Origin of the sequence: Mycobacterium sp., from assembly GCF_025933915.1 — a bacterium.
Lineage (GTDB): Bacteria > Actinomycetota > Actinomycetes > Mycobacteriales > Mycobacteriaceae > Mycobacterium.
In genome coordinates, this window is record NZ_JAICZA010000005.1 from 42,351 (window position 1) to 67,617 (window position 25,267).

General features: G+C 68.5%; 23 protein-coding genes and 1 pseudogene. 15 read left to right on the top strand and 9 right to left on the bottom strand.

The features are described 5' to 3' along the window. Positions 1–15: 15 nt before the first annotated feature. Positions 16–1,839 carry an alpha/beta fold hydrolase gene (locus Q0W90_RS01480; RefSeq protein WP_297599176.1) on the bottom strand — a complete coding sequence of 608 codons (1,824 nt, stop codon included), beginning with the start codon at positions 1,837–1,839 and terminating at the stop codon, positions 16–18. Beyond that, the gene (locus tag Q0W90_RS01485; protein ID WP_297697362.1) at positions 1,839–2,483 is read right to left on the bottom strand and encodes a TetR/AcrR family transcriptional regulator; all 645 of its coding nucleotides are present in this window, start codon (positions 2,481–2,483) and stop codon (positions 1,839–1,841) included. Before Q0W90_RS01485 ends, Q0W90_RS01480 begins: the two co-directional genes overlap by 1 nt. 99 nt (positions 2,484–2,582) lie before the next feature. On the opposite strand from Q0W90_RS01485, the gene Q0W90_RS01490 reads away from it, so the two are divergent. Then, positions 2,583–3,230, top strand: coding sequence for a polysaccharide deacetylase family protein (locus tag Q0W90_RS01490; RefSeq protein ID WP_297697361.1), 648 nt, complete (start codon positions 2,583–2,585; stop codon positions 3,228–3,230). On the opposite strand, the gene Q0W90_RS01495 is transcribed toward Q0W90_RS01490, so the two are convergent. Further along, positions 3,227–3,892 carry a GntR family transcriptional regulator gene (locus Q0W90_RS01495; RefSeq protein ID WP_297599181.1) on the bottom strand — a complete coding sequence of 222 codons (666 nt, stop codon included), beginning with the start codon at positions 3,890–3,892 and terminating at the stop codon, positions 3,227–3,229. The two genes, Q0W90_RS01490 and Q0W90_RS01495, sit on opposite strands and share 4 nt — an antisense overlap. 145 nt (positions 3,893–4,037) lie before the next feature. Between Q0W90_RS01495 and Q0W90_RS01500 the strand changes: the two genes are divergently transcribed. Both Q0W90_RS01500 and Q0W90_RS01505 read left to right on the top strand, forming a co-directional pair. Further along, positions 4,038–5,066: a cupin gene (locus Q0W90_RS01500; RefSeq protein WP_297772799.1), complete on the top strand. Its 1,029-nt coding sequence runs from the start codon at positions 4,038–4,040 to the stop codon at positions 5,064–5,066. Positions 5,067–5,124: 58 nt separating this feature from the next. After that, the gene (locus Q0W90_RS01505) at positions 5,125–6,132 is read left to right on the top strand and encodes a VWA domain-containing protein (protein ID WP_297599185.1); all 1,008 of its coding nucleotides are present in this window, start codon (positions 5,125–5,127) and stop codon (positions 6,130–6,132) included. A gap of 15 nt (positions 6,133–6,147) precedes the next feature. Here Q0W90_RS01505 and Q0W90_RS01510 read toward each other — a convergent pair whose 3' ends face one another. The 3 genes from Q0W90_RS01510 to Q0W90_RS01520 all read right to left on the bottom strand — a co-directional run bounded on the left by Q0W90_RS01510 (position 6,148) and on the right by Q0W90_RS01520 (position 9,460). Then, the gene (locus Q0W90_RS01510) at positions 6,148–7,131 is read right to left on the bottom strand and encodes a VWA domain-containing protein (RefSeq protein WP_297599187.1); all 984 of its coding nucleotides are present in this window, start codon (positions 7,129–7,131) and stop codon (positions 6,148–6,150) included. Between the two features lie 85 nt (positions 7,132–7,216). Next, complete coding sequence (locus Q0W90_RS01515; protein ID WP_297772801.1) at positions 7,217–8,512, bottom strand: primosomal protein; 1,296 nt, start codon at positions 8,510–8,512, stop codon at positions 7,217–7,219. A 129-nt stretch (positions 8,513–8,641) separates the two neighbouring features. Next, positions 8,642–9,460, bottom strand: coding sequence for an alkaline phosphatase family protein (locus Q0W90_RS01520; RefSeq protein ID WP_297697382.1), 819 nt, complete (start codon positions 9,458–9,460; stop codon positions 8,642–8,644). A gap of 164 nt (positions 9,461–9,624) precedes the next feature. On the opposite strand from Q0W90_RS01520, the pseudogene upp reads away from it, so the two are divergent. Beyond that, positions 9,625–10,242, top strand: a pseudogene (gene upp, locus Q0W90_RS01525) (uracil phosphoribosyltransferase); the annotation flags it as partial. Between the two features lie 7 nt (positions 10,243–10,249). Here upp and Q0W90_RS01530 read toward each other — a convergent pair. Then, entirely contained in the window at positions 10,250–11,833 is a 1,584-nt protein-coding gene (locus tag Q0W90_RS01530) for a phospho-sugar mutase (RefSeq protein ID WP_297697358.1), read from the bottom strand. 4 nt (positions 11,834–11,837) lie between these two features. Then, positions 11,838–12,653 (bottom strand): purine-nucleoside phosphorylase, encoded by an 816-nt coding sequence (locus tag Q0W90_RS01535; RefSeq protein ID WP_297772803.1) that lies wholly within the window; start codon positions 12,651–12,653, stop codon positions 11,838–11,840. Between the two features lie 210 nt (positions 12,654–12,863). Between Q0W90_RS01535 and Q0W90_RS01540 the strand changes: the two genes are divergently transcribed. The 4 genes from Q0W90_RS01540 (at position 12,864) to Q0W90_RS01555 (ending at position 16,900) form a co-directional block, all read left to right on the top strand. Beyond that, positions 12,864–13,478, top strand: coding sequence for a cutinase family protein (locus Q0W90_RS01540; protein WP_297697381.1), 615 nt, complete (start codon positions 12,864–12,866; stop codon positions 13,476–13,478). Positions 13,479–13,526: 48 nt separating this feature from the next. Continuing rightward, positions 13,527–14,729, top strand: a complete 1,203-nt coding sequence (locus tag Q0W90_RS01545) for a M20 family metallopeptidase (protein ID WP_297595796.1) — start codon at positions 13,527–13,529, stop codon at positions 14,727–14,729. Further along, positions 14,726–15,895: an amidohydrolase gene (locus Q0W90_RS01550; protein ID WP_297595795.1), complete on the top strand. Its 1,170-nt coding sequence runs from the start codon at positions 14,726–14,728 to the stop codon at positions 15,893–15,895. The genes Q0W90_RS01545 and Q0W90_RS01550 overlap by 4 nt, the downstream gene beginning before the upstream one ends. Before the next feature lie 123 nt (positions 15,896–16,018). Further along, positions 16,019–16,900, top strand: coding sequence for a hypothetical protein (locus Q0W90_RS01555; RefSeq protein WP_297595798.1), 882 nt, complete (start codon positions 16,019–16,021; stop codon positions 16,898–16,900). Between the two features lie 72 nt (positions 16,901–16,972). Here the strand turns inward: Q0W90_RS01555 and Q0W90_RS01560 are convergent, their stop codons facing one another. Then, positions 16,973–17,452 (bottom strand): gamma-glutamylcyclotransferase, encoded by a 480-nt coding sequence (locus Q0W90_RS01560; RefSeq protein WP_297595794.1) that lies wholly within the window; start codon positions 17,450–17,452, stop codon positions 16,973–16,975. Between the two features lie 83 nt (positions 17,453–17,535). Here Q0W90_RS01560 and Q0W90_RS01565 point away from each other — a divergent pair, with 83 nt between their 5' ends. The 7 genes from Q0W90_RS01565 to Q0W90_RS01595 form a co-directional block, all read left to right on the top strand. Further along, a complete protein-coding gene (locus Q0W90_RS01565; RefSeq protein WP_297772806.1) occupies positions 17,536–18,975 on the top strand; it encodes an NAD(P)H-quinone dehydrogenase in 1,440 nt (479 codons plus the stop codon). 71 nt (positions 18,976–19,046) lie between these two features. Then, entirely contained in the window at positions 19,047–20,804 is a 1,758-nt protein-coding gene (locus tag Q0W90_RS01570; protein WP_297595792.1) for a glycerol-3-phosphate dehydrogenase/oxidase, read from the top strand. After that, positions 20,801–21,661: a pseudouridine synthase gene (locus Q0W90_RS01575; protein WP_297697356.1), complete on the top strand. Its 861-nt coding sequence runs from the start codon at positions 20,801–20,803 to the stop codon at positions 21,659–21,661. Before Q0W90_RS01570 ends, Q0W90_RS01575 begins: the two co-directional genes overlap by 4 nt. Before the next feature lie 85 nt (positions 21,662–21,746). Continuing rightward, positions 21,747–22,037, top strand: a complete 291-nt coding sequence (locus tag Q0W90_RS01580; RefSeq protein ID WP_297595789.1) for a hypothetical protein — start codon at positions 21,747–21,749, stop codon at positions 22,035–22,037. Positions 22,038–22,324: 287 nt separating this feature from the next. Then, the gene (locus tag Q0W90_RS01585; RefSeq protein ID WP_297772808.1) at positions 22,325–23,470 is read left to right on the top strand and encodes a PPE family protein; all 1,146 of its coding nucleotides are present in this window, start codon (positions 22,325–22,327) and stop codon (positions 23,468–23,470) included. Positions 23,471–23,612: 142 nt separating this feature from the next. After that, positions 23,613–24,764, top strand: a complete 1,152-nt coding sequence (locus Q0W90_RS01590) for a PPE family protein (protein WP_297595787.1) — start codon at positions 23,613–23,615, stop codon at positions 24,762–24,764. 12 nt (positions 24,765–24,776) lie between these two features. Beyond that, positions 24,777–25,267 (top strand): CorA family divalent cation transporter (locus Q0W90_RS01595; protein ID WP_297772810.1); only part of this gene is annotated, 491 nt, incomplete at its 3' end.

The window sequence follows — 25,267 nt, forward strand, 5'->3', positions numbered from 1 at the left end:
AAGCCGCTCCGAAATTCATCGGCTCGGCTTTTGCGCCGCCCCCGCATACTCACCGATGAAGCCGTTGCGCAACCACCACCTGGGGCTGGTGTGCTTGAAGATCTTCTCGTCGAGGGCGCGAGTGCGCACCGACCTCCTGACCGGGAACGGATTCATCCCAGACTTGTACTCGAGGCCGACCATGGCCGGCGCGGTCGGCCGACCTCGCCGGGGCAGCAACTCGAAACCGGCGTCCTGAAGGAGGCTATTCAGCTCCGCCGGGCGGGGGAATCGCCGAAAGTCGTGGTTGGACTTGTGCAGACCGAACACGTACAGCGGCCCAATCGCGACGAAGCAAAGCCAGGTGAACAGGTTGCGATCCGGCGTGACGTAGAACATCCGGCCGCCCGGCTTCAGCGCGCGTAATACGCTGTCGAACAGACGGCGGTGCTCGGTGCAATGGTCGAGGACCCCGTGCAGGTAAACAAGATCGAACCGACTGGTCGCCAACACATCCGCGGTTCGTGCATCGCCGACAATGAACTTCAGCCTGGTGTTGTCGGTGAAGCGCTTGCGGGCTGCGTCGATCGCTTTATAGTCGACGTCGACGCCGACGATGTCCCACTCGCCCAACTCTGGATATCGTTCCAGCAATCCCGCGATCGCCCCGCCGCTGCCGCAGCCGACCACTGCCATCTGCGGGCGTTCGGTGTTTGCGTATGGAAGGTAGTCGCGTAGGAATTCCCATGCGGTGTAGTCGATTTCGCTGACTAGTTCTGCGGTGAAGCGCCACTGTGCGCTGACGTCAGCGTTGGAGAAATAACGGACGCCGCGCTCGATCGTGCCGTTACAGACCCGCATCAGAGCGCGATCGATCATCGAATAGCGGTACTCGGGCTCACCGGCTGCGTCATTGGCACGTTCCCGGTCGAGGAACTCGAAGTAGCTCCGCTCTTCGGGTCCGATTGCCGCTTCCCATGATTGGGCCTTGCCGAGCACACGCTCCCGAATCCACGAGTCGATGACCCGGCTGTAGACGGTTCTGTCGAACAACATGAGCTGATGGCCGCCGCCGGGCATCATGAAAAAGTCCTTGGTTCCGCCGATCCGCTCAAAGCATGCGCGGCAGTGCTCGGCGCCGACGATTTCATCGTGCTCGCCGCAGGTGATCAGAACGGGTTTCGTATTGGCGGCGGCGGGCAGAGGCGGGACATAGTTGAACACCGAGTGGTAGCTCTTGAATCCATACGACCAGACGTAGAACGGGTCCTTCTTCTTCGTGTCCAGCAATCCGGGGTCTTCTTGGTAGGCGGCCTTGAAGTCTATGAACCGTCGCAGCGGGACCGGCAGCCGATCACCTATCCTGGCTGCCGCGCATTGCGCTGGGCGCGACTGAAACAGTCGGATCGCCGTCCTCATTGGCGTCTCGTGGTTCAACAAGATGTTCATGCACACACCGGCCGCCACGGCCGGGCACGCGTCGAGCGCGTGAAAGGCGACTTCGCCACCCTGGCTGGCGCCGTGCACGACGACGGGTAGCGAAGTGCGTCGTGCGGCGTAATCGGTTACTGCCCTGGTGTCTTCGAGAAAGTCTTCGAAGGTGAACACACCCGCCATGCCCTCGGTGCGACCGTGCCCGGTGAGGTCGAACGAGTAGACCGCCGCCCGATAGTGGCGGCGCATGTGCTCGGCGAACGTGTCGTAACCCTCGCTGTTCCCGGCGGTCCCATGCACCAGCACCAAGACATAGTCGGCGTTGTCATTGTCGTAGCGGCGCACGAAAATACGTCTGGCACCGGATCCTGTCACCGCGTCTTCGACCATCGGCGGCACTGGCGCCGTGGTGGTGTTCGGGATCATCAGCTTCTCCGATCCAATCCTTGGGTGATGTGGGTGCCGATCATGCGCGCGAAAGCATCGAAATCGCTGCGGAAGCGTGAAGTATCGGAGATGAACGGACGCTGCATCGACATGCCCAGCAGCACGATTTCGAAGAGATGCACCGTCTCGTCGATCAAACCCGGCGGCGCATCGTCACCAATGATCGTGCGTAGCAGCTCGGCGATCCGCCCGCGCTGGGTATCGCGATAGTCGACATACGCGGTCCGCAAGAACTCGTTGTGGTTGGCCGCCGCGGCGAACTCGACCATGAAGGTGACGGCGTCGAGGTTATCGATGAACAGGGTGTAGACCAGATCGCCCGCCTTGGTCAGGCCGTCACCCACGGACACCGCGTCCGTCAGTCGGGCCGAAGCGGTGGAGAACATCGTCTTGGCCATGTCGTCGATCGCCGCCTGGAAGAGCTTCTCCTTCGTCTCGAAGTGATAGTGCAGCAGCGTCTGCGAAACGCCGGCCTCGTTCGAGATGAGCTTCATCGAGGATTTCTCGTAGCCGTACGCGCCGAAGCACCTCACCGTGGTCCGCAGGATTCGCTGCCGGGCGTCGCCTGCCGTCGCGGCGGAACCAGCGTTGTGCTGAGCCTCCGGAACTGTTGCGGTCAACATCGACTCTTCTCTTCGGCACCGGTTACCCGATAACATACTGTCTGATCGATCAGTCAGGCAACCATGATGTGACGGGTGAGGACCTGCATGCATGCGAATGTGACGCCGAAGATCACTTTGACCTTCGACAACGGCCCGACGCCTGGAGTCACGGATCGGGTTCTCGATGCGCTGGCGCAGCGGCGGATGTCCGCTATCTTCTTCGTCGTCGGGGAGAGGGTTTGCGCGCCGCAGGGACGCGCGCTGACGGCGCGGGCCGTGCGTGATGGGCATCGGATCGGCAATCACTCCTTCACCCATGGTCGACCTCTGGGCGAGCTATCACCGGCGGAAGCTATTCACGAAATCAACGGTACGCAAAAGCTTTTGGATGATTTCGCTGATGCAGATCGGTACTTCCGACCATGGGGAACGGAGGGCGTGCTCGACCGGCGCTGTCTGAATCAGGCGGCGGTCGATCACCTCATCGCGGAGAAGTACAGCTGCGTCCTGTGGAACAGCGTCCCGCGCGACTGGGCCGATCCCGGCGGCTGGGTGAGCCGGGCGCTCGCCGATACCCGCAGCTACCAGCACACCGTGGTCGTGCTGCACGACCTCCCCACCGGCGCGATGGAGCCGCTACCGAGATTTCTCGACGAACTGACCCGCTCCGGTGTGCAGGTCACCACAGAACTCCCGGGGGATTGCGTGCCGATCGTCCGCGGTCGGATGCGAACACCCGTCGATCACCTGCGACCGGAGTCCTAGAACACCGACAGTCGCATGGCCCGCACCGTGCCGGCCAAGTGGGTCTGCACCGCCTGCAGTGCACGCGGTAAGTCGCCGTCGCGCAACGCTTCCCCGATGCCCCGGTGCTCCGCCAGGATCGTGGCCACCCGATCGGGCTCGCGCAGTGCCGATTCCCCGATCATCCGCATCTGGCGGTCGCGCAGGGAGGCGTAGAAGCCCGACAGGATGGCGTTGCCCGACTCCTGCAGCGTGATGGCGTGGAAGGCGCGGTCGGCCTCCACGAACTCCCGCCAGTCCGTCGCGGCCGCCGCGTCGCGTTGCCGGGCCAGCTCGACGGACAGGCGCTCGAACACGGCCGCGCACGCGGTCGCGCCGCGCCCGATCACCTTGCCGGCCGCGAACTGCTCCAGCACCAAGCGTGCCTCCATCACCGCGCGCACCTCGTCCGGCGACACCGGAACCACCAGCGCGCCGCGCTGCGGATACAGGCGCAGCAGCCCCTCGGCCTCCAGCCGCAAAAACGCCTCGCGTACGGGCGTTCGCGACATCCCCAGCGCGGTGGCCACGTCGCCCTCGCTGATCAGCTCGCCGCCGGGGAACTCCCCGGCGAGCACCCGCGTCTTGACGTAGTCGAGCGCGCGATCCTTGGCCGTCCCCGACCGGGCGTCCTTTGCTGCCACGCCGCGCCCCCTCTGGTAGCTAAGTCGTATCTCAACCGTGCTGATGACCGTACACCCGCGGCGCCTACCTGCGGCGTTTGACACTTAGATACAAGATAAATACTATTCAGACACGAGATAGACATCAGCACTAAGGGAGACGGGCATGCCCACCACGCAGCAGCTAGCGACACCGAACCTGGACCCGACGGTCCCCGCACCGATGATCAACGTCGCCGAGTACGGGTTCGAGGGCCGGTTCGAAGAGTGGGCCGAGCGCGCCGAGTACTTCGAGTACTCCAAGGCCGCCAACCCGATCGGCTCGGGTCTCACCCCCCGGGTGCCGATCAGGCGGTTCGGTCCCGAGACCTACCTGGACGCGCCGACCGGCGTGATCCCGCTGGATCTGTCCACCGAGCTGGGCGCCACGACGGGGCCGGCGACCAGCCCCGCGCTGCTGGCCAACTTCGTGCGCATCCGCGCGAACGAACACGTCGATACCAACCCCAACGCCACCTCGCAGCTGTACTACGTGCTCGATGGGCGGGGCTTCGCGGCGGTCAACGGCCGGCTGGTCGAATGGGAGAAGGGCGACTTCCTGACGCTGCCCGCCGGCGCGCACTCGGTGTTCTACGCCGCCACCGACACGGCCCTGTACTGGGTGCACGACGAGCCGCTCATGCGCTACCTCGGCGCCGACGCGACCCGGCCGCGGTTCCGCGCGACCAAGTTCCGCCGCGCCGACGTGGTGGCCAAGCTGACCGAGATCGCCTCGCGCCCGGGCGCCAACGACAAGAGCCGGGTCAGCGTGCTCCTGGCCAACGCCGATCAGGATCAGACCCTGACCATCACCCACGTGTTGTGGGCCATGCTCGGCGTGCTGCCGCCCCACCAGGTGCAGCGCCCGCACCGGCACCAGTCGGTCGCGTTGGACCTCATCCTGGATGCGCCCCCGGCCGGCTGCTACACGCTGCTGGGCACGCGTCTCGACGAGCGCGGCGACATCGTCGATCCCATTCGGGTGGACTGGCAGGCCGGCTGCGCCTTCACCACCCCGCCCGGAATGTGGCACGCGCACTACAACGAGACCGACGAGCCAGCGCACCTGATCCCCGTCCAGGACGCCGGGCTGCAGACCCACCTGCGCAGCCTCGACATCAAATTCACGCAGCGCCGCGATCTCGTCGCCGGATGAGCCGCCGCGACGGCGGGGGCGATGCGGCGTCCACATCTGACGCATAGTGTGGCTGGACATGAAGTTGCCCCTGCTGGGCCCGGTGTCGCTGACTGGATTCCAGAACCCCTGGTTCTTCCTGTCGCTGCTGGTGGTGCTGCTCGTGATCGGCCTTTACGTCGTGCAGCAATTCGCCCGCCGTCGCCGGGTGCTGCGGTTCGCCAACATGGAGGTGCTCGAGCGCGTCGCCCCGCCGCACCCGAGCCGGTGGCGGCACGTGCCGACCATCCTGCTGGCCGCGTCGCTGGTGCTGCTGACCACGGCGATGGCCGGGCCGACGTCGGACGTCCGGATCCCGCTCAACCGCGCGGTCGTGATGCTCGTCATCGACGTCTCGGAATCGATGGCCTCCAACGATGTTCCGCCGACCCGCCTGGCCGCGGCGAAGGAGGCCGGCAAGCAGTTCGCCGACCAGCTGACGCCGGCCATCAACCTGGGGCTGGTGGAGTTCGCGGCCAACGCCACTCTGTTGGTTCCCCCGACGACGAACCGCGGCGCGGTGAAATCGGGCATCGACAGCCTGCAGCCCGCCCCGAAAACCGCTACGGGAGAAGGCATTTTCACCGCGCTGCAGGCGATCGCGACGGTCGGTTCGGTGATGGGTGGCGGCGACGGGCCGCCGCCGGCGCGCATCGTGCTGGAGTCCGACGGCGCCGAGAACGTGCCGCTGGACCCCAACGCGCCGCAGGGGGCGTTCACCGCGGCCCGGGCGGCCAAGTCGGGGGGCGTGCAGATCTCGACGATCTCGTTCGGCACCCCGTACGGCACCGTCGACTACGAGGGCTCCACGATTCCGGTTCCGGTGGACGATCAGACCCTGCAGAAGATCTGCGAGATCACCGACGGGCAGGCGTTCCACGCCGACAGCCTGGACTCCCTGGAGAACGTGTACACGACGCTGCAGCACCAGATCGGCTACGAAACCGTCAAGGGCGACGCGAGCCTGGCCTGGATGCTGCTCGGTGCCGTCGTGATGGCCGGCGCCGTCTTGGCCGGCCTGCTGCTGAACCGCAGGCTGCCCGCCTGAAACCCCGGGTGGCCCCTAGGTCGGCAGGCGCCGGTTGATCAGCAGTGCCAACGCCGTCGCGATCAGGGCGGCCAGCACCCCGAGCCGCAGCCAGCCGGAGCTGCCCGGCCCCGGCACCGTGCGGTAGCCGATCTCGTTCTCGATCGCGTTGTAGGTCTTGTTGAGCTCGCCGATGTTGGTGGCGGTGTAGGACTGTCCGCCGGAGAGCCTGGCGATCGTCTTCATCTGGTCGGTCGACACGGGCACCGCGACGCGTTGCCCGTCCATCTCGATTTCGCCGCCCTTGGTTCCGAACGAGATCGTCGAGATCTGCACGCCCTCGTCCTTGGCCAGGCGCGCCGCCGTGTAGACACCGTCGTGCGGATCGCTGGGATTGGACGGTCTGTTCTCGCGGCCGTCGGAGAGCAGCACGATGCGGGCCGGCGGTGGGTTGTCACCGCCGGTGACCGCCGTGGCGCCGATCGCGTGCAGGGCGGTGAAGATGGCTTGGCCGGTGGCCGTGCTGTCGGCGAAGTCCAGCTTCTTCAGCGCGTCGACGGTCGCCTGGTGTTGCGGGGTGGGCGGCACCAGCAAATAGGGCGTGCCCGCGAAGCCGACCAGCCCGAGGTTGATGCCCGGCGTCAGCTGTTCGGCGAACTGGCTGGCGGCCTGTTCGGCGGCCTTGAGCCGGTTTGGCTCGACGTCGGTTGCCCGCATGGACTGCGACATGTCGATGACCAGCATGATGACGGCGCGGTTGCGGGGGATGCGCATGTCGTGGGTGGGCGTGGCCAGCGCGATGGTCAGCAACGCGAGGCAGAGCAGCGACGCGGCGATCGGCAGATGCCGCCACGGCGACTGCGCCACGGCGGCGTCGGTGTACCGGTGCAGCCGGCGGCGGCGGCGAGCCTGGACGAGGAGGTAGACGGCCAGCAGGGCCAGCGGCACCACACCGAACAACAACATGCCCGGACGCTGGAACCCGTAGAGCGGCAGCGGGCCGATTCCGGGAAGCGACACGTCACTCAACCTTCCCGTCTCCTGATGCTGCCGCCAGTAAAGAGGAGGCTCGGGGACCCGTCAAACCTGAGGCGTCGGGCGCACCCTATTCGCGGCGGAGCCGCCCCTCGACGAATTGCTCCAATTTCTCCCACTCGCGTACCGCCGCGGCGTAGGGGGGCGACGGCGTGGTGACCGAGTCGGGCTCGAGCACGGCGGCCACCAGCTTGCCCAGCGGCCTGTTGGTTTCCAGCGCCTTGTCGACCGCGGGATCCTCGGAGTAGTCGCCGATGTCACGGAGCACCTCGACGGCCAGCTCCAGTTGCTCCCGGTCCACGGCGTCCGGCCCGTCGGCGAGGTCGTCGGCCAGGCCGCTGAGCACGTAGACGTTGTCGTCGGTGATCTCCACCGCCAGGGAACCGTCGGTGGCGGCGGTGCGGATGTCGTCATAGGTGCTCAGATCGGACAGGTCGTGGTCGTGCTCGTCGGCCAGGTAGCGGGCCAGCGCGCGCTCGGACGTGAACACGCTGATCCGTCCGTTGCGGCCCAGGAAGATCGGCTGGTCGTCGAGGTAGCAGCGCAGTGTGTAGAGGGTGCCCGAGCTCGTCATGATCCGGATCGGGTCGATGCCCACCTGCAGCCAGAAGTCCTTGTCGCCGCCCAGCACCGCGCTGTCGCCGGCCGTCTGGTGGTCGGCGTCGGCGGTGTCCTCGTCCTCGCCTTCGTCGTCCTCGGATTCCTCGGGGGTGTCGGTGTCGGCGGCGGCGTCTTCGGTGCCGGCTTCGTCGACTTCGTCTTCGTCGCGCTCCTCGGCCAGTTCGTCGGCGGCCTTTTCCGACAGCGCGTCATCGACCTCGGGGGTGGTGGCGATGTCGTCGATCGCGCCGAGCACGTCGTCCCAGCTGCGCCCGATGACCTCGGCGATCGAATGCCAGCGTTTGGCGCCGGCCTTGCCGGTGAAGTGCTCGAACCCGCCCGACACGGTGCCCAGGCTGGGGTTGCCGTTGAAGAACTTCGACACCGCCGCCAGCTCGCACACCGATCCGATGGACGAGACGATGGCCAGCGTGCCCGCCAGTGCGGCCACCGACTCAGCGGTGGGCTTCTCCGACACCAGCTCCTCGACGGCGACCAGATCGAACTGCTTGTCCTCAGCGGGTTCGAAGTCGTGCGCGTGCGCCGAGGTCAGGGCCTTCCATGCCGGATGGTCGGTCAGATCGTTGTCGGTGTCCGACCGCACGAATGCGACCAGGTCGGCCACGGAGGTGAAGACGAACAGGTCCTCGTCCTTGCCCAGGAACGCCTCCCACTCGTCGCCGGCGTCGCGCCAGCGGGGCGCCCACACGGTGTAGCGGTCACCGGCGGACAGGCTCAGGCGAATGGGCACGAGGTCAGCAGCCATGCGGCACACAATAGCGACGACGGGCGAACGTGCCGTCGCCACCATCAAGGTAGTGGCGATCGCGAGCGCGGTGTGGCCGGGTGAAGCGGGTCGCCACCATCAAGGTAGTGGCGATCAAGGTAGTGGCGCTCAGCCCCAGATGTCGGTGATGGGCGCGGCGTTGGCGGCGTAGCCCGTCTTGGGCAGCCCGTACATCTGTTCCACCGTGGACAGCACGTTGTAGTGGTTGATCTGCTCGCTGTAGTTGCCGGGGCGGACGTGGGCGCCATAGAACACCGTGGGGATCTGGTTGCGGCTGCCGTTATCGTCCTCGTCGAACGTCAGGATCAGCAGGCTGTTGTTGGCCACCGCCCAATTGGCGTAGCCGGACAGCTGGCGGTTCAGCCAGGCGTCGGCCTGTGCGATGGAGCCGTCGTGCATGTTGTTGTCGTTGTTGGGGATGACGAACGACACGGTCGGGAGGCTGGCGTAGTTGCCCATCGGGAACGCGGAAAACGGCAACGAGTTCGCCGCCGGCACGTTGGTGAAGTTGGTCCACGGCACGTGCTTGCGCGCGTACTTGCCCGCGGTGCAGACCGGTGAGCCGACCGCCGGCAGGCCTTCGGCGAAGCCGACGAACGTGTGGCCCGCGGCCAGTAACTCGGATCCGAGGTTGGGTGCGGCGCCGGCGTTGACCGGGCACAGGTCCTTGGTCACCCCGAATGTGTTGCCGGCGAACAGCGCCAGGTAATTCGGTTCGCTGGGGTGTGTTTCGGCGTACGACTGCGTCATGTTGGCGCCGTTCGCGGCCAGGGAGGTGATGAAGGGCGCCGACTTGTTGCCGATGATGCCGTTTTCGGAACGGTTTTCCTCCACCACGATCACGATGTGCGCCGGTTGCGGAACGGCCGCTGCCGCAAGGCCTATGCGCGGGGTCAGCGGGCTTGCCGCCAGTCCGACCACGGCCACCACGCCGAGCGCCAGCAGTAGGCGGTGCGCCCTGCCGAGCAGCCTTCTCGGACTTCGAGTTTCGCGCGACACCCCGGGAGTATACGAACCGGCGTAGGCGATGCCCGGGATGAGCGCGAGCGTGTCAGAAGGGCTTTGCCCGATCGTTATATACCCTTCATGGGATGGACGTGTGCGTGATCGACCACCCGTTGGTCGCGGCCCGGCTGACGGTGCTGCGTGACGAACGCACCGACAACGCCGGGTTTCGGGCCGCGCTGCGCGAGCTCACGCTGATGTTGATGTACGAAGCCAGCCGGGTGGCGCCGTGCAAGCCGGTCAAGATCCGGACCCCGGTGGCCGCGGCGGCTGGGACGCGGCTGGTCAATGCGCCGCTACTGGTTCCGGTGCTGCGGGCCGGGCTGGGCATGGTCGAGGCCGCACAGGCGGCGATACCCGAGGCGGAGGTGGGCTTCGTCGGGGTCGCCCGCGACGAGGAAACCCACCTGCCGGTCCCGTATCTCGAGGCGCTGCCGGACAAACTTGCGCGCAGGCCGGTGCTGGTCCTTGACCCCATGCTGGCCACCGGCGGGTCGATGGCGCACACCATCGGCCTGCTCCAGCGCCGCGGTGCGACGGATATCACCGTGCTGTGTGTGGTGGCCGCACCGGAAGGCCTTGCGGCGGTGCGGAAAGCGGCGCCGAACGCGCGAGTCTTCACCGCTGCGGTCGACAAGGGTCTCAACAAGTCGGCCTATATCGTGCCGGGCCTCGGCGATGCCGGTGACCGCCAATTCGGGCCCAACCTGTTCACCAGCCCCGTACCGCAGCGACCAGCTCCGCGCGCAGGGCGCCGGCGCGCCGGCGCGAAGAATCCAGATCGCCGCCAGGCGCGCAGCGAATCTCCAAGTAGCACTTCAGCTTCGGCTCGGTCCCGGAGGGCCGCACCACCAGCCTGACCGACGTATCGTCGTCGCCGCCGGTGAAGATCAGCGCGTCGGTGATGTCGGTGAGGTGCGCGGCGAACCCGGCCAGTGTCGCCGGCGGGGTGGTCCGCAGCCGGCGCATCAGGACGGCGGCCTCGGCGGCGTCGGCGACCCGCCGCGACACCGCGGCGACGTCGTGCACCCCGTAACGGCGGGCCAGCTCGTCGAGCAGGTCGACAACCGAACGGCCTTGGCGCAGCAGCGCGGAGACCAGGTCGCACACCAGCACCGCGGCGCCGATGCCGTCCTTGTCGCGCACCGCGGCCGGGTCGACGCAGTGCCCGATCGCCTCCTCGTAGGCGTACACCAGGGTGCCGCCGGGCACCTCCGCGTCGGCGCGCGCCAGCCATTTGAATCCGGTGAGCGTTTCGACATGGACGGCGCCGTGGTGCGCGGCGATGGCCGACAGCATGCGCGAGGACACCACCGTGCTGGCCACCACCGGCGTTTCGGCACGCTGCGGCTGGGAAAGGAGGTAATCGCCTAGCAGCCAACCGGTTTCGTCGCCAGACAGCATGCGCCATCCCGACCCGTCGGGAATGCCGACGGCGCATCGGTCTGCGTCGGGGTCCAGCGCGATCGCCACGTCGGCACCCACGTCCGCGGCCAGGCCCAGCAACGCATCGGCGGCGCCGGGCTCCTCGGGGTTGGGGAACGCGACGGTGGGAAAGTCCGGGTCGGGTGCGAATTGTGCGGCGACGGTGTGCACCCGGGTGAACCCGGCGCGGTGCAATGTCTCCACGGCCACCGCGCCGCCCACCCCGTGCAGCGGCGTGAGGGCCACCCTCGCCGAACCGGTGCCGCGCCGCAGGCCGGCGGCACGCTCGATGTAGCGCTCGACCAGGTCGGCCTGTGCGGGTTCGACCGGTGTCCTGCCGATGTGGTCGGCCGGCGGTGCGTCGGCCATCGCGGCCTCGATCTCGCGGTCGGTGGGGGAGACGATCTGGATACCGCCGTCGGCATACACCTTGTAGCCGTTGTCGGCCGGCGGGTTATGCGAGGCCGTGATCTGGATCCCCGCGAGCGCGCCGGTGTGCCGCACCGCGAACGCGACCACCGGAGTGGGCACCGCACCCGGCAGAAGAAGTACCGAAAACCCTTGATCGGCAAGCACTTCGGCGGTCACCGTGGCGAATATCGCTGAGCCGTGCCGGGCGTCTCGCCCCACGATCACCTGCGCGCCGGCCGGGGCGCACCGCTTGAGTACCTGTGCCACCGCCCAGGTGGCCCGCGACACCACCGCGACGTTCATGGCGTCGGGGCCGCCGCGCACCGGGCCACGCAGACCCGCGGTGCCGAACGTCAGGGGATGGGCGAAGCGCGCGGCGAGTTCGTTGGGGTCGCACGCGGCGAGCTCGGCGGCCGTCCGTGGGTCGGGGTCGTGGGCGATCCACTCCTCGGGCGTCATGGCCCTAAAACCGGGGCAGCCGCTCGAGGATCAGGGCGAGCAGGGCGCCCATCCGGCTGGCGGACGCGGCACCGGCGGAGAGCACCTCGACGTGGCTCAGCGGCTCGCCGCCGATGCCGGCTGCCAAATTGGTCACCAGCGACACCCCGAGCACCTCGGCGCCGGCCGCCCGCGCCGCGATGGTCTCGTGCACCGTCGACATGCCCACCAGATCGGCGCCCAGCGTCCGCAGCATCCGGATTTCCGCGGGAGTCTCGTAGTGCGGGCCGGGCAGGCCGGCGTAGACGCCCTCGGTCAGCGTCGGGTCGGCCTGGCGGGCGAATTCGCGCAGCCGTGGGGAGTAGGCGTCGGTCAGGTCGACGAATTGCGGGCCGACCAGCGGGGAACGCGCGGTCAGGTTCAGATGGTCGCTGATCAACACCGGTTCGCCGACCGCCATGTCCGGGCGCAGTCCGCCCGCCGCGTTGGTGAGCACGACCGCGCGCACGCCGGCCGCGCAGGCCGCCCGTACGGGATGCACGATGTGGCACAGGTCGTGGCCCTCGTAGGCGTGGATGCGGCCGACCAGCACCAACACCCGGTGTGCGCCGATGCGCATCGACAACAGCTCGCCGGTGTGCCCCATCGCGGTGGGCGGCCGGAACCCGGGCAGGTCGGCTTGGGGCAGCACGGCGGTCGGCGTGCCGCGCGCCGCGACCGCCGGCGACCATCCCGAGCCGAGGACGATGGCGACGTCATGCTCGGCGATTCCGGTGCGCTCAGCGATGACCGCGGCGGCCCTGCGAGCGAGGTCGCCTGGGTCGGACGGGGTTTCGGCCACAGGGAAGGAGCCTAGCCCGGCGACGGCGAGCGCCGGTGAGGCGCGAGTGAGGAGTCGGGCGATCGGGTCTAGCCCGGTGCGGGTGAGGAGTCGGGCGATCGGGCCTATCCCGGCGACGGCCTCCGCCGGGATTATGTCAAGATCTGGCGTATGAATCTTCGTAGATGGCCGGCGGCTGGCCCGGTCATTGGGATAACGGTTGCTGTTGTGCTGTCAGTGGTTTCGATCACATTCGGACCGGCGCCGACGGCGGCCGCCGACTGTCCGGCTGTCCAACTCATCTTCGCCCGCGGCACCGCCGAGCCGCCCGGCCTGGGGATGGTGGGCGACGCGCTGTTCGCCGCCCTGCAACCCGCCTTGGGGTCGCGCACCGTCGACTCCTATGCGGTGAACTATCCGGCCAGCTACAACTTCCTGACTACCGCCGACGCCGCCAACGACGCACGTGATCACATCGCGGAGATGGTCGACCAGTGTCCGTCGACGCGGCTGGTGCTCGGCGGCTTTTCGCAGGGTGCCGCCGCGGTCTCGATGCTCGCCGGCGTGCCGCCCGTCGGCCAGCGCATCGGCAACTTCGGGTCGGCACCCGCGCTGGATCCCGGCCTGGCCAACAAGATCAGGGCCGTCGCGGTGTTCGGCAATCCCGGCAACCGCTTCAACACGCCCCTGTCGTCGACGGGTGCGTTCGCCGGCCGCGCCATCGATCTGTGCAGCGAGGGCGATCCCGTCTGCGTCGTCGGCGGTCGCGACCGGGATGCACACCACGACTACTCCGTACCGCCCTATCCCGACCAGGCGGCGGGATTCATCGCCGGGCGGGTGTAGCCCTTCAGGCCCTCAGGGCGCTCGGTCGGTCAGTGACATACTGCGAGAGTGCTAACCGCCGCGTCAGATAGCCCGTTGGACAGCGTCGAGGCTGTCGTGCGGCGGCGCGGCGCCGACCTCGTCGAGTTGTCTCACGCCATTCACGCCGAGCCTGAGCTGGCGTTCGCCGAGCACCGCAGTTGCGCCAAGGCGCAGGCACTGGTCGCCGAACGCGGCTTCGAGATCACCGCGGCCGCCGGCGGTCTGGACACCGCCTTTCGCGCCGACTTCGGCAGCGGGCCCCTGACCGTCGGGGTGTGTGCCGAATACGACGCGCTGCCCGAGATCGGGCATGCCTGCGGCCACAACATCATCGCGGCGTCGGCGGTGGGCACCGCGCTGGCGCTGGCCGAGGTGGCCGACGACCTGGGCTTGCGGGTGGCGCTGCTGGGGACCCCCGCCGAGGAGGCCGGCGGCGGCAAGGCGCTGTTGCTGCGGGCCGGGGTGTTCGACGACATCGCCGCGGCGGTGATGCTGCATCCCGGGCCGGCCGACATCGCCGCCGCCCGCTCACTGGCGCTGTCCGAGGCAACGGTGAAATACCTCGGCAAGGAATCGCATGCCGCCGTCGCGCCGCACCTGGGCGTCAACGCCGTCGACGCCGTCACCGTCGCGCAGGTGGCGATCGGGCTGCTGCGCCAGCAACTGGCGCCCGGGCAACTGGTGCACGGGATCGTCACCGACGGCGGGCAGGCGGTCAACGTCATCCCCGGCCACGCGACCCTGCAGTACGCGATGCGGGCGACCGAATCGGATTCGCTGCGGCAGCTGGAGGGCCGGATCTACGCATGCTTCGCCGCGGGCGCGCTGGCCACCGGTTGCGAATACGAAATCGCCAACCCGGCACCCGCGTACGACGAACTCCACCCCGACCAATGGCTGGCCGACATCTTTCGCGAGGAGATGCGCCGGCTCGGCCGCGAACCGGTGGCCCGCGAATTCGAAGCGGCGCTGCCCATGGGCAGCACCGACATGGGCAACGTGACCCAAGCGTTGCCGGGCATCCACCCGGTGGTCGGGGTCGACGCCGGCGGGGCCACCGTTCACCAGCGGGCCTTCGCCGACGCCGCGGCCGGCCCCAGCGCCGACCGCGCGGTCGTCGAGGGCGCGATCATGCTGGCGCGCACGGTCGTCCAGCTGGCCCAAACGCCCGCCGAACGCGACCGGGTCATGGCGGCGCACGAACGCAGACGCGACGGGGCGCACGCATGAGCCTCGCCGACACCGCCGAATCCTGGCTGGGTGCACACCACGCAGACCTGGTCGAATGGCGCAGGCACATTCACCGCTACCCCGAGTTGGGGCGGCAGGAGTACGCCACCACCCAGTTCGTTGCCGAACGGTTGGCCGAAGCGGGACTCAACCCGAAGGTTTTGCCCGGCGGAACCGGACTGGTCTGCGACATCGGCCCCGAACATGAGCCCCGGATCGCGCTGCGGGCCGACATGGACGCCCTGCCGATGGCCGAACGCACCGGTGCCCCCTACGCGTCCACCATGGCAGGCGTGGCGCACGCCTGCGGGCATGACGCACACACCGCCATCCTGCTGGGGACCGCCCTGGTCCTGGCGTCGGTGCCCGAGCTGCCGGTCGGGGTGCGGTTGCTCTTCCAGGCCGCCGAGGAATTGATGCCCGGCGGGGCAATCGACGCCATCGCGGCCGGCGCGATCAGCGGCGTGTCTCGGATCTTCGCCCTGCACTGCGATCCCCGGCTGGAGGTCGGCAAGATCGCGGTCCGGCACGGCCCCATCACCTCGGCGGCCGACCAGATCGAGATCACGCTGTATTCACCCGGCGGGCACACCTCGCGGCCGCACCTGACCGCCGATTTGGTGTACGGGCTCGGCACGCTGATCACCGGGCTGCCCGGGGTGTTGTCCCGGCGCATCGACCCGCGCAACGGCACCATCCTGGTGTGGGGCGCGGTCAACGCCGGCGTGGCAGCCAACGCCATCCCCCAGAGCGGCGTGCTGGCCGGCACCGTGCGCACCGCTAGTCGGCAGACCTGGGTGGGGCTGGAGGAGATCATCCGCGAGGCCGTGTCCGGGCTGCTCGCGCCGCTGGGCATCGAACACACGCTGCAATACCGGCGCGGTGTGCCGCCGGTGGTCAACGAGGACGTCTCGACGCGCATTCTCACCCACGCGATCGAAGCCGTCGGCCCCGACGCGCTGGCCGACACCCGCCAGTCCGGAGGCGGCGAGGACTTCTCCTGGTACTTGGAGGAGATCCCCGGCGCGATGGCCCGGTTGGGGGTCTGGCCGGGCATCGGACCACAGCTTGACCTGCATCAGCCGACGTTCAATCTCGACGAGCGGGCCCTGGCGATCGGGGTGCGGGTGATGGCCAACATCGTCGAGCAGTCGGCGCTGTTCTAACCCCCGGGCGAGCGTGCGTGTTTGCACGCCGACACGCCGGATCGAGTGGCATTCTGCGCACGCTCGGCGCTGCCCACAGGGGTGATTTGCCGGCATCCCCGACGTGCCTCGACGATGGCCGGCGTGCATGCGGAGCTCGACCGACTGCTCGACGCGCAAGGTGGTGTGGTCACCTCCGCCCAGGCGCTGTCGATCCTCACCCGCCGCGGGCTGGAGGCGCACGTGAATACCGGTGTGCTGCACAAGGTTTGGTATGGCGTATACGGGCGCGGGAAAATGACCACCGCACTACGATTGCGCGGGTTGGACTTGGCAACCGGGACGACTGTCGCGGTGTGTATGGGCACCGCCGCCGCCGCGTACGGCTTCGACACCGAACGAACCGCAGACCTGCATGTGCTCAATCCGGGGGCCCGCCACTTGCGGTCGACCGACGGCCTGATCGTGCATAGGGGCGACGGCGCACCGTTGACCATGGTCGCAGGACGGCCAGCCACCGCACCCGCGTGGACGGCGATCGAAGTGGCGCGCGGGCTGCGCCGCGCCCGAGCGCTGGCGACACTGGACGCAGCCCTGCGCAGCGGCACGTGCGGTCGCGACGAGTTGCGGCGGTCAGTCGAGCAGCAGTCCGGGCGTCGCGGCGTCGTCACCGCGCGTGAGTTGCTCGCCGTGGCCTCGCCGTTCGCGGAGTCCCCCATGGAAAGCGAGGCACGGCTCGTCATGATCGACGGCGGCATGCCGTCGCCGGTCCTGCAGTATGAGGTCGTCGACTTGCAGGGGTGCGTGTGGCGGCTCGATTTCGCCTGGCCCGAACTTCGTGTCGCGGCCGAGTACGACGGCGTCGAATGGCACAGCGGGCCGGATGCCTTTGTCCGGGACCGCCGACGCTCGTCCGCTCTCCAAGAGCTGGGGTGGTTGATAGTGCCCATCATCGCCGAGGACGTCAGACACCGGCCCGGCGAACTTCTCCGCCGGCTCGAGAGGCAGCTACGACGAGCCGCCTGATGCGGTCGTGAGGGTGCACAGAATGCCACACATTTCGGCGTGTCGGCGTGCAAACACGCACGCTCGCGGGGGTTACGTCGAAGTCCCCGGGCCGATGTTGCGGGCCGGGCGGGTGCGCAGGCTGTGCACGTAATCGCTTGGCGCTCCGGCGATTTCGGCCGCGTCCGCCATGACACCCAGGTATCGGGCCGACGGCAGTCCGCCCTCCCACGCGTCCAGGACGTACAGCCACGCCAGGACAGGGTCGGTGGTGGTGTCCGACGAGATGCGCTCGACCCGGCACCGGATCTTCTGGTGAACGCCGAACTCCGAGCCCTCCCAGCGGTCGAGGTTGTTCTCGTCCGCCGGTGTCATGTCGTAAAGGACGACGAACACCTTGGCACCCGGGTCCTCGACGACGGTGGCCAGCGCGCCCTCCCAGCCGATGTCCTCGCCGCCGAACGTCAACCGCCACCCGTGCAGCCAGCCCGTTCCGGCCATCGGCGAATGGGGTGCGCGCTTGAGCATCTGCTCGGGATCCATGTTCGACCCGTACGCGGCGTAGAGCGGCACGGGGAAAGCTTAGACGTCCGGGCTGGCCCGGTCTTCCCCTGAGCGTCGCGCGGGGTTCGGCCGGCTTCGTTAGGTTAGGAGTCGTGGCGACGCGCATCGTGATCCTCGGGGGAGGCCCGGCCGGTTACGAAGCCGCGCTGGTGGCCGCGACGCTGCGCCCGGAACAGCCCGACGCCGCCCATGTGACCGTCATCGACTCCGAGGGCATCGGCGGGGCGGCCGTCCTGGACGACTGCGTGCCGTCCAAGACGTTCATCGCGTCGACCTGGCTGCGCACCGAGCTGCGCCGGGCCCCGCGGCTGGGGTTCGAGATCGACATCGACGACGCCAAGCTCTCGCTGCCGCAGATTCACGCCCGGGTCAAGCAACTCGCCACCGAGCAGTCGGCCGACATCACCGACCAGCTGCTCAGCGTGGGTGTGCACGTGGTGGCCGGCCGCGGCGAGCTGATCGACCCCACGCCCGGGCTGGCCCGGCACAACATCAGGGCAACCCATTCCGATCCGGGGCCCGACGGCCCCGTCACCAGCGAGTACGAGGCCGACGTGGTGCTGATCGCCACCGGCGCCAGCCCGCGGGTGCTGCCATCGGCCCAGCCCGACGGTGAGCGCATCCTGACCTGGCGCCAGCTCTACGACCTCGAGGCGCTGCCCGAGCATCTCATCGTCGTCGGGTCGGGGGTCACCGGCGCCGAGTTCGTGCACGCCTACACCGAATTGGGCGTGCCGGTGACAGTGGTCGCCAGCCGTGACCGGGTGCTGCCCTACGAGGACGCCGACGCCGCGCGGGTGCTGGAAGCGGCGTTCTCCGAACGCGGTGTGCAGTTGGTGAAGAACGCCCGCGCCGCGTCGGTCACCCGCACCGGGGACGGTGTGCTGGTCACCCTGGCCGATGGGCGCACCGTGGAGGGCAGCCACGCCCTGATGACCATCGGATCGGTGCCCAACACCGACGGCCTGGGCCTGGAACGGGTCGGCATCGAGCTGCGCCGCGGCGGCTATCTGACCGTGGACCGGGTGTCGCGGACATCGGTGACCGGCATCTACGCCGCCGGGGATTGCACCGGCCTGTTGCCGCTGGCCTCGGTCGCCGCCATGCAGGGCCGCATCGCGATGTATCACGCGCTGGGCGAAGGCGTCAGCCCGATCCGGCTGCGCACGGTGGCGGCGACGGTGTTCACCAGGCCCGAGATCGCGGCCGTCGGTGTGCCGCAAACGATGATCGACGACGGCTCGGTGGCGGCGCGCACCATCATGCTGCCGTTGCGCACCAATGCGCGGGCAAAGATGTCGGGGTTGCGGCAGGGCTTCGTGAAAATGTTCTGCCGCAAGTCCACCGGTGTGGTCATCGGCGGCGTGGTGGTGGCGCCGATCGCCTCCGAGCTGATCCTGCCGATCGCCGTGGCCGTGCAGAACCGCATCACCGTCAACGAGTTGGCGCAGACGCTCGCGGTGTACCCGTCGCTGTCCGGCTCGATCACCGAGGCGGCGCGACGGCTGATGGCCCATGACGATCTGGACTAGTTAGCCTTGGTGCAGCACGTCCCTACTGACGAGTAACCGACGGGAGTTTGTTCAGTGAGGAGTCCTCTGCCGTGAGCAACCCGATTCAGGCACCGGAGAGCGCGCAGACCTGGGCGGCTTCCACGTTGGGACCGCGGCAACGCGCGCTGGCCTGGGAACGGCTCGGCGCCGAGCAGTTCGACGTGGTGGTGATCGGCGGCGGCGTGGTGGGTTCGGGCTGCGCGCTGGACGCCGCGACCCGCGGTCTCAAGGTGGCGCTGGTGGAAGCGCGCGATTTCGCCTCGGGCACCTCGAGCCGCTCGTCGAAGATGTTCCACGGCGGCCTGCGCTACCTCGAACAACTGGAGTTCGGTCTGGTGCGCGAGGCGCTCTACGAGCGTGAGCTGTCGCTGACCGCGCTGGCGCCGCACCTGGTCAAGCCGATGCCGTTTTTGTTTCCGCTGACCAACCGCGTGTGGGAACGTCCGTACATCGCCGCCGGCATTTTTCTCTACGACCGGATGGGTGGCGCGAAATCTGTTCCGGCGCAAAAGCATTTAACCCGCGCCGGCGCATTGCGGTTGAGCCCCGGCCTCAAGCGCAGCTCCTTGATCGGTGGAATCCGTTACTACGACACCGTTGTCGACGACGCTCGGCACACCATGACCGTCGCGCGCACCGCGGCGCACTACGGCGCGGTGGTGCGGACCTCCACCCAGGTCGTCGCCCTGCTGCGCGAGGGTGATCGGGTGACCGGGGTGCGGGTCCGCGACTCCGAGGACGGCGCAATCACCGAGGTCCGCGGCCACGTCGTGGTCAACGCCACCGGCGTGTGGACCGACGAGATCCAGGCATTGTCCAAGCAGCGCGGGCGATTTCAGGTGCGGGCATCCAAGGGCGTGCACGTGGTGGTTCCGCGCGACCGCATCGTCAGTGACGTCGCGATCATCCTGCGCACGGAGAAGTCGGTGATGTTCGTCATTCCGTGGGGAAACCACTGGATCATCGGAACCACCGACACCGACTGGGATCTCGACCTGGCTCACCCCGCGGCCACCAAGGCCGACATCGACTACATCCTGCAGACGGTGAATACCGTGCTGGCCATCCCGCTGACCCATGCCGACATCGACGGGGTGTACGCGGGGCTGCGGCCGCTGCTGGCCGGGGAGAGCGAGGAGACCTCGAAGCTGTCCCGGGAGCACGCCGTGGCGGTGCCCGCGCCGGGCCTGGTGGCCATCGCGGGCGGCAAGTACACCACCTACCGGGTGATGTCCGCCGACGCGATTGACGCTGCGGCCCAATTCATTCCGGCCCGGGTGGCTCCGTCGATCACCGAGAGGGTCAGCCTGATGGGCGCCGACGGTTACTTCGCGCTGATCAACCAGGCCGAACACGTCGCCGAACTGCAGGGGTTGCATCCCTACCGGGTGCGTCACTTGCTGGACCGCTACGGGTCGCTGATCGGTGACGTGCTGGCCCTGGCGGCCGAAAACCCCGATCTGCTCAACCCGATCAAGGAGGCGCCGGGCTACCTGCGGGTGGAGGCGTTGTATGGCGTGAGCGCCGAGGGCGCTTTGCATCTGGAGGACATCCTGGCCCGCCGGATGCGCATTTCGATCGAATACTCGCACCGAGGCGTCGACTGCGCCCGTGAGGTTGCCGACGTGGTTGCGCCGGTGCTGCGTTGGTCTGCCGCGGACATCGACCGTGAGGTCGCCAACTACACCGCCCGGGTGGAGGCCGAGGTCCTGTCCCAGGCCCAGCCCGACGACGTGTCGGCGGACGAGTTGCGGGCCAGCGCGCCCGAGGCGCGCGCCGAGATCCTCGAGCCGGTCCCGCTCAATTGAGACCCGCACCGCTTCCCGTGCGCGACGGACTCGGCCCGGCGCGGGTGCGCCTGCGGGGCGGAGGAGTGCTGGCCGAGCTGACCGGCCGGTTCGGCGCGCAGGCCCGCGCGAAGGTGCTGGCCGGGGAGGTGGTGGACGCCGACGGCGCGGTGATCGATGGCGCCACCGTGCTGCCCGCCGGGGCGAGCGTCTACCTCTACCGCGAGCTCCCCGACGAGGTGCCCGTGCCTTTCGACATCCCGGTGCTGTACCGCGACGACGACATCGTGGTGGTCGACAAGCCACACTTTTTGGCCACCATGCCGCGCGGACGCCACGTCGCGCAGACCGCGCTGGTGCGGCTGCGCCGGGAGCTGGGCCTGCCGGAATTGAGCCCGGCGCACCGGCTGGACCGGCTGACCGCCGGGGTGCTGCTGTTCACCACGCGCCGCGAGGTGCGCGGGGCGTTCCAGACGCTGTTCTCCCGGGGGTTGGTGCGCAAGACGTATCTGGCCCGGGCGGCCGTCGACGCGGCGCTGGAGTTGCCTCGCGTGGTGAGAAGCCGAATCATCAAGCGTCGCGGTCACTTACAGGCCATCAGCGAGCCGGGTGCGCCCAACGCCGAGACCCTGGTGGAGTTGTCGTCCCCGGACGGCCTGTACCGGCTGACGCCCCGCACCGGACGCACCCACCAGCTGCGCGTGCACATGGCCTCGCTGGGGATCCCGATCGAGGGAGACCCGTTGTATCCCAACGTGATTGATGTTGCACCGGATGACTTCAGCACGCCGCTGCGATTGCTGGCGCAGCGTATCGAGTTCACCGATCCGCGCACCGGCGTGCCCCGCGAGTTCGTCAGCCGGCGAGTCCACCCATGAGTATTTGGTTGCGCTGACCCCTACGCAAACCGAGCGCATACGCGGTAGCGTCATTGTTTGCTGGTCGGGTCGTCGGGAGGCAACCATGAAGCGCGGCATCGTCGGAGGATTGGCAGCCCTGCTGATGGCCGCGGGGCCGGTCGCCGCGGCGCCGCCGGCCGACGCCGGATGCCAGTACGGGGGACCTGTTCTCAGCAAGTGCGATGGGCCCGTCCAGCCCGACGGCACGTGGCAGCGTTGCGTGGCAGTCACCCGCCTGATTCCCAACGGCGCCAGTTCCTACCTGGTGCCCGACGGGCACTGCGACGTGATGGGCCCCGACCAGCGGCCGTCGGATTTCGCCTTCGCCGACCCGCCGACGCATATCGACGACTGAGCCGGGGGCTTTCCGGGGCGACCGGATCGTCGCCGTGAACCGCGGCGCCTCGGCAACCGTCTGATAGAGGGCCCCTTCTCCCGTTTGGTGGCCGGGCAAAGTTCCCCGGTCGCCAAACGGGAGAGGGTACGTTGCTGGGGGTATAGGGTGTCCTAGCAGCCGGCAGTCGAACTGGGAGGTATCCGATTGCAGGTGACGGGCATCGACGTACAGAATTTGAGGCTTCTTCGCGGCCTGGTCAACGGAAATTTGCTGAGATGTTTTCAGCGTGGGCATTGTGAGACGTGATGGATCTACTAGCACCCCCCGAGGTCACCTCGACGCTCATCCACACCGGGCCCGGGCCGGGCTCGCTGATCGAGGCTGCCGGCGCCTGGCAGCGCCTGGCCGTCGAGCTGGAGAATTCGGTTTCCACGTATGCCTCGACGCTGTCCTCGCTCATCGAGTCCTGGGACGGCCCGTCGGCCATGGCGATGGTGCAATCCATCCAGCCCTACCTGCTGTGGCTGCGCGAGACCGCGCAGCAATCCGCGCAGATGGCCGCCTCGGCGGACGCCGCGGCCACGGCGTTTAGCGCCACTCGGTCCACGGTGGTTCATCCCTCGGTCGTGACCGCCAACCGGACGCGGCTGCTGCAGCTGCTGGCCACCAACCGGTTCGGGAGCAACACGGCGGCGATCGCCGAGACCGAAAACGAATACCAGACCATGTGGGCGAACAACGCGGCGGCGATGAGCCGCTATCAGGCGACGACATCGCAGGCGACCACGCAATTGTCGCAGTTCAATTCGCCGCTGGCGATCACCAACCCGGAGGGGACGGCCAACCAACAGGCGGCCGTGATGATGGCGGCGAACGACTCTGTCGGTCCGAACGTGCAGGACACGCTGGGGGTGCAGAACCTCCTCGCGGGCGTCAGCACCTTCGACCCCAACAGCGGCTGGTTCGGCTGGGCGAGCACCTGGGGCAACCAGTTCATCTCGTCCGGCTTCCCCATCAACATGCTCGGCGTGTGGGCCCAGTTGGCGACCGCTCAGGGGGTTGCGTCCGTCGGCGGCGACATCGGCTCGGGCCTCTCGGAGGGTCTGGGACTGACCTCGGCCACGCTGGCCAACGCGATCAAGGGCATCGGCGCGGGGGCGTCGGCGCCGACTGGGGCGTTGGGTGTCGGCGTCTCGCTGGGCAAGTTGACCGCGCCCCCCGCCGTGGTGGGGCTGCTGCCGGGCACGCAAACCGGGGTGCAACTCGCGTCCGCGGCGTCCCCGCTGCCCGCGGCGGAAACAGGATTCCCCATGATGCCGATGATGGTGCCGCCGCCGAGCGCCTCGGCGGGCACCGGCTGGCGAAAACGTAAGCAGCAAAAGTACGAGGACGTCGCCGTTGGCCGGGAGGTCAAGGGCAAAGTGATGCCTCGAAACCCTTCGGCCGGATGACATTGACGTTGGCGCCGCATGCCTGCGGGCGCCGCTCGCATCCACCGGGTCGGTCGAGTCCGACGGGTCCCTCCAAGGCGGCCAGCACCAGCGCCGACGCGCGGCGTTCGCCCCACCCACTTCTTCCCCAAGGTAAGAGTTCATGGATTTTGGGATACTGCCGCCCGAGATCATCTCGGCGCTGATCCACTCCGGACCCGGCGCTTGGTCACTGATCGAAGCCGCTGGCTTCTGGCAGGAATTGAGCGCCGAGCTGGAGCAATCGGCCAGCAGTTACACCGCGGAGTTGTCGTGGCTGTCCACGACGTGGCACGGTCCGTCGTCGATGGCCATGGCCCAGGCGCTGGAACCCTATCTGGCCTGGTTGCGTCTTACCGCGCAGCAGTGTCAGCAGACCGCCGCGTCGGTGGAAGTCGTCGCCGCCGCATTCGAGTGGACCCACTGGACGGTGGTTCATCCCTCGCTGGTCGCGGCCAACCGGGCGCGCTTGGCGATGTTGCTGGCCACGAACTTCTTCGGGGTCAACTATCCGGCCATCGCCGAAACCGAAGCCGAGTACCACACCATGTGGGTGAACAACGCGGCGGCCATGTATCGCTATGCCGCGACGTCGGCGGGCGCTGTCAAGCTGCCCCAGTTCGCGCCGCCACCGCAGGTGGCCAACCCGTCCGGGGTGGCGACACAAGCCACCATGATGCAAGCTACGACCGCGAGCAATTCCGGGGCGCAGATCTTGGCAGCCGACTCGGGGATCGGTCAAGGAACTACCGCCGCAACGGCTTTCGACCCCAACGACGGCTGGTTCGGATATTGGAGCACCTGGGGAAACCAAACCATCGCGGGCGGGTTGCCGGTCAACATCCTCGGGGTGTGGGCGCAATTCGCGACCGCCCATGCGTTTTCGTCGCTGGGCGCCGACATCGGGCCGGGTTTGGCCGACGGCGCCGCCGCGTTGGCATCGGCGGAGGCGCGGCTCGTCAGCGCGGTCGGCGCCGCGGGGTCGTCCTTGGCGCCCCGGGCGATGCTGGGTGTCGGAATTTCGCTGGGCCACCTGACCATGCCTCCCGCGACGGTGGGAATGTTGGGATCTGCGCAGCCCCCGGTGCAGCTCGCCTCCGCGGTGTCCGCGCTTCCCCCGGGCGGCGCCCAGCCGCCCATGCTCCCGATGGCCCCGATGCGCCCGGGCCGCGGAGCGAGCGGCGGCCGTCGGCGTAAGGGCCGCGACTACGACGACATCGAGTACGGTGCGGAGCTTCCCGGCACGGTGATGCACCGGCCGCCGTCCGCGGGTTGAGAAGATCGCCTGGTGCAGAACGCTCCGCAGATCCAGGGCCGCGTGTGGCGCGGCGGCAAGGCGCAGGACGACTTCGAATTCGACGGCGATTTCGAGTTCGACAAGGTCTCGAACTACCTCACCGAGCGCGACACCCTGGTGTGGGCCGACCTGTGCAATCCCGACCACGACACGCTGAGCGGCCTGGCCGGCGAACTCGGCCTGAACCACTGGGCGGTCGAGGACGCCGTGGCCGCGGCCGAGCGGGTCAAAGCCACCGGGTACGAAACCCACACCTTTTTCACCGTCTACGCCGCCGACATCGCGGACGTCGCGACGGACGCCGGCGACACGCGTGCGCGCAAATTGTCGATGCATCGCATCTCGGCCTTCGTGCTCCCGCAGGGGCTGATCACCGTGCGCCTGACGCCCGACTTCGACATGGCGCAGGTGACCCGGCGCTGGCAGGAGATCGGCGGCCAGGCCTACGGCGTCGGTGCATTGGTGCACGGTCTGCTCGACGT

Coding starts and splice junctions, on each gene's coding strand:
- Q0W90_RS01580 (WP_297595789.1), top strand. CDS start 21,747: ATGAAGCGCGGCATCGTCGGAGGATTGGCAGCCCTGCTGATGGCCGCG.
- Q0W90_RS01515 (WP_297772801.1), bottom strand. CDS start 8,512: ATGGCTGCTGACCTCGTGCCCATTCGCCTGAGCCTGTCCGCCGGTGAC.
- Q0W90_RS01550 (WP_297595795.1), top strand. CDS start 14,726: ATGAGCCTCGCCGACACCGCCGAATCCTGGCTGGGTGCACACCACGCA.
- Q0W90_RS01505 (WP_297599185.1), top strand. CDS start 5,125: ATGAAGTTGCCCCTGCTGGGCCCGGTGTCGCTGACTGGATTCCAGAAC.
- Q0W90_RS01480 (WP_297599176.1), bottom strand. CDS start 1,839: ATGATCCCGAACACCACCACGGCGCCAGTGCCGCCGATGGTCGAAGAC.
- Q0W90_RS01590 (WP_297595787.1), top strand. CDS start 23,613: ATGGATTTTGGGATACTGCCGCCCGAGATCATCTCGGCGCTGATCCAC.
- Q0W90_RS01485 (WP_297697362.1), bottom strand. CDS start 2,483: ATGTTGACCGCAACAGTTCCGGAGGCTCAGCACAACGCTGGTTCCGCC.
- Q0W90_RS01500 (WP_297772799.1), top strand. CDS start 4,038: ATGCCCACCACGCAGCAGCTAGCGACACCGAACCTGGACCCGACGGTC.
- Q0W90_RS01585 (WP_297772808.1), top strand. CDS start 22,325: ATGGATCTACTAGCACCCCCCGAGGTCACCTCGACGCTCATCCACACC.
- Q0W90_RS01530 (WP_297697358.1), bottom strand. CDS start 11,833: ATGACGCCCGAGGAGTGGATCGCCCACGACCCCGACCCACGGACGGCC.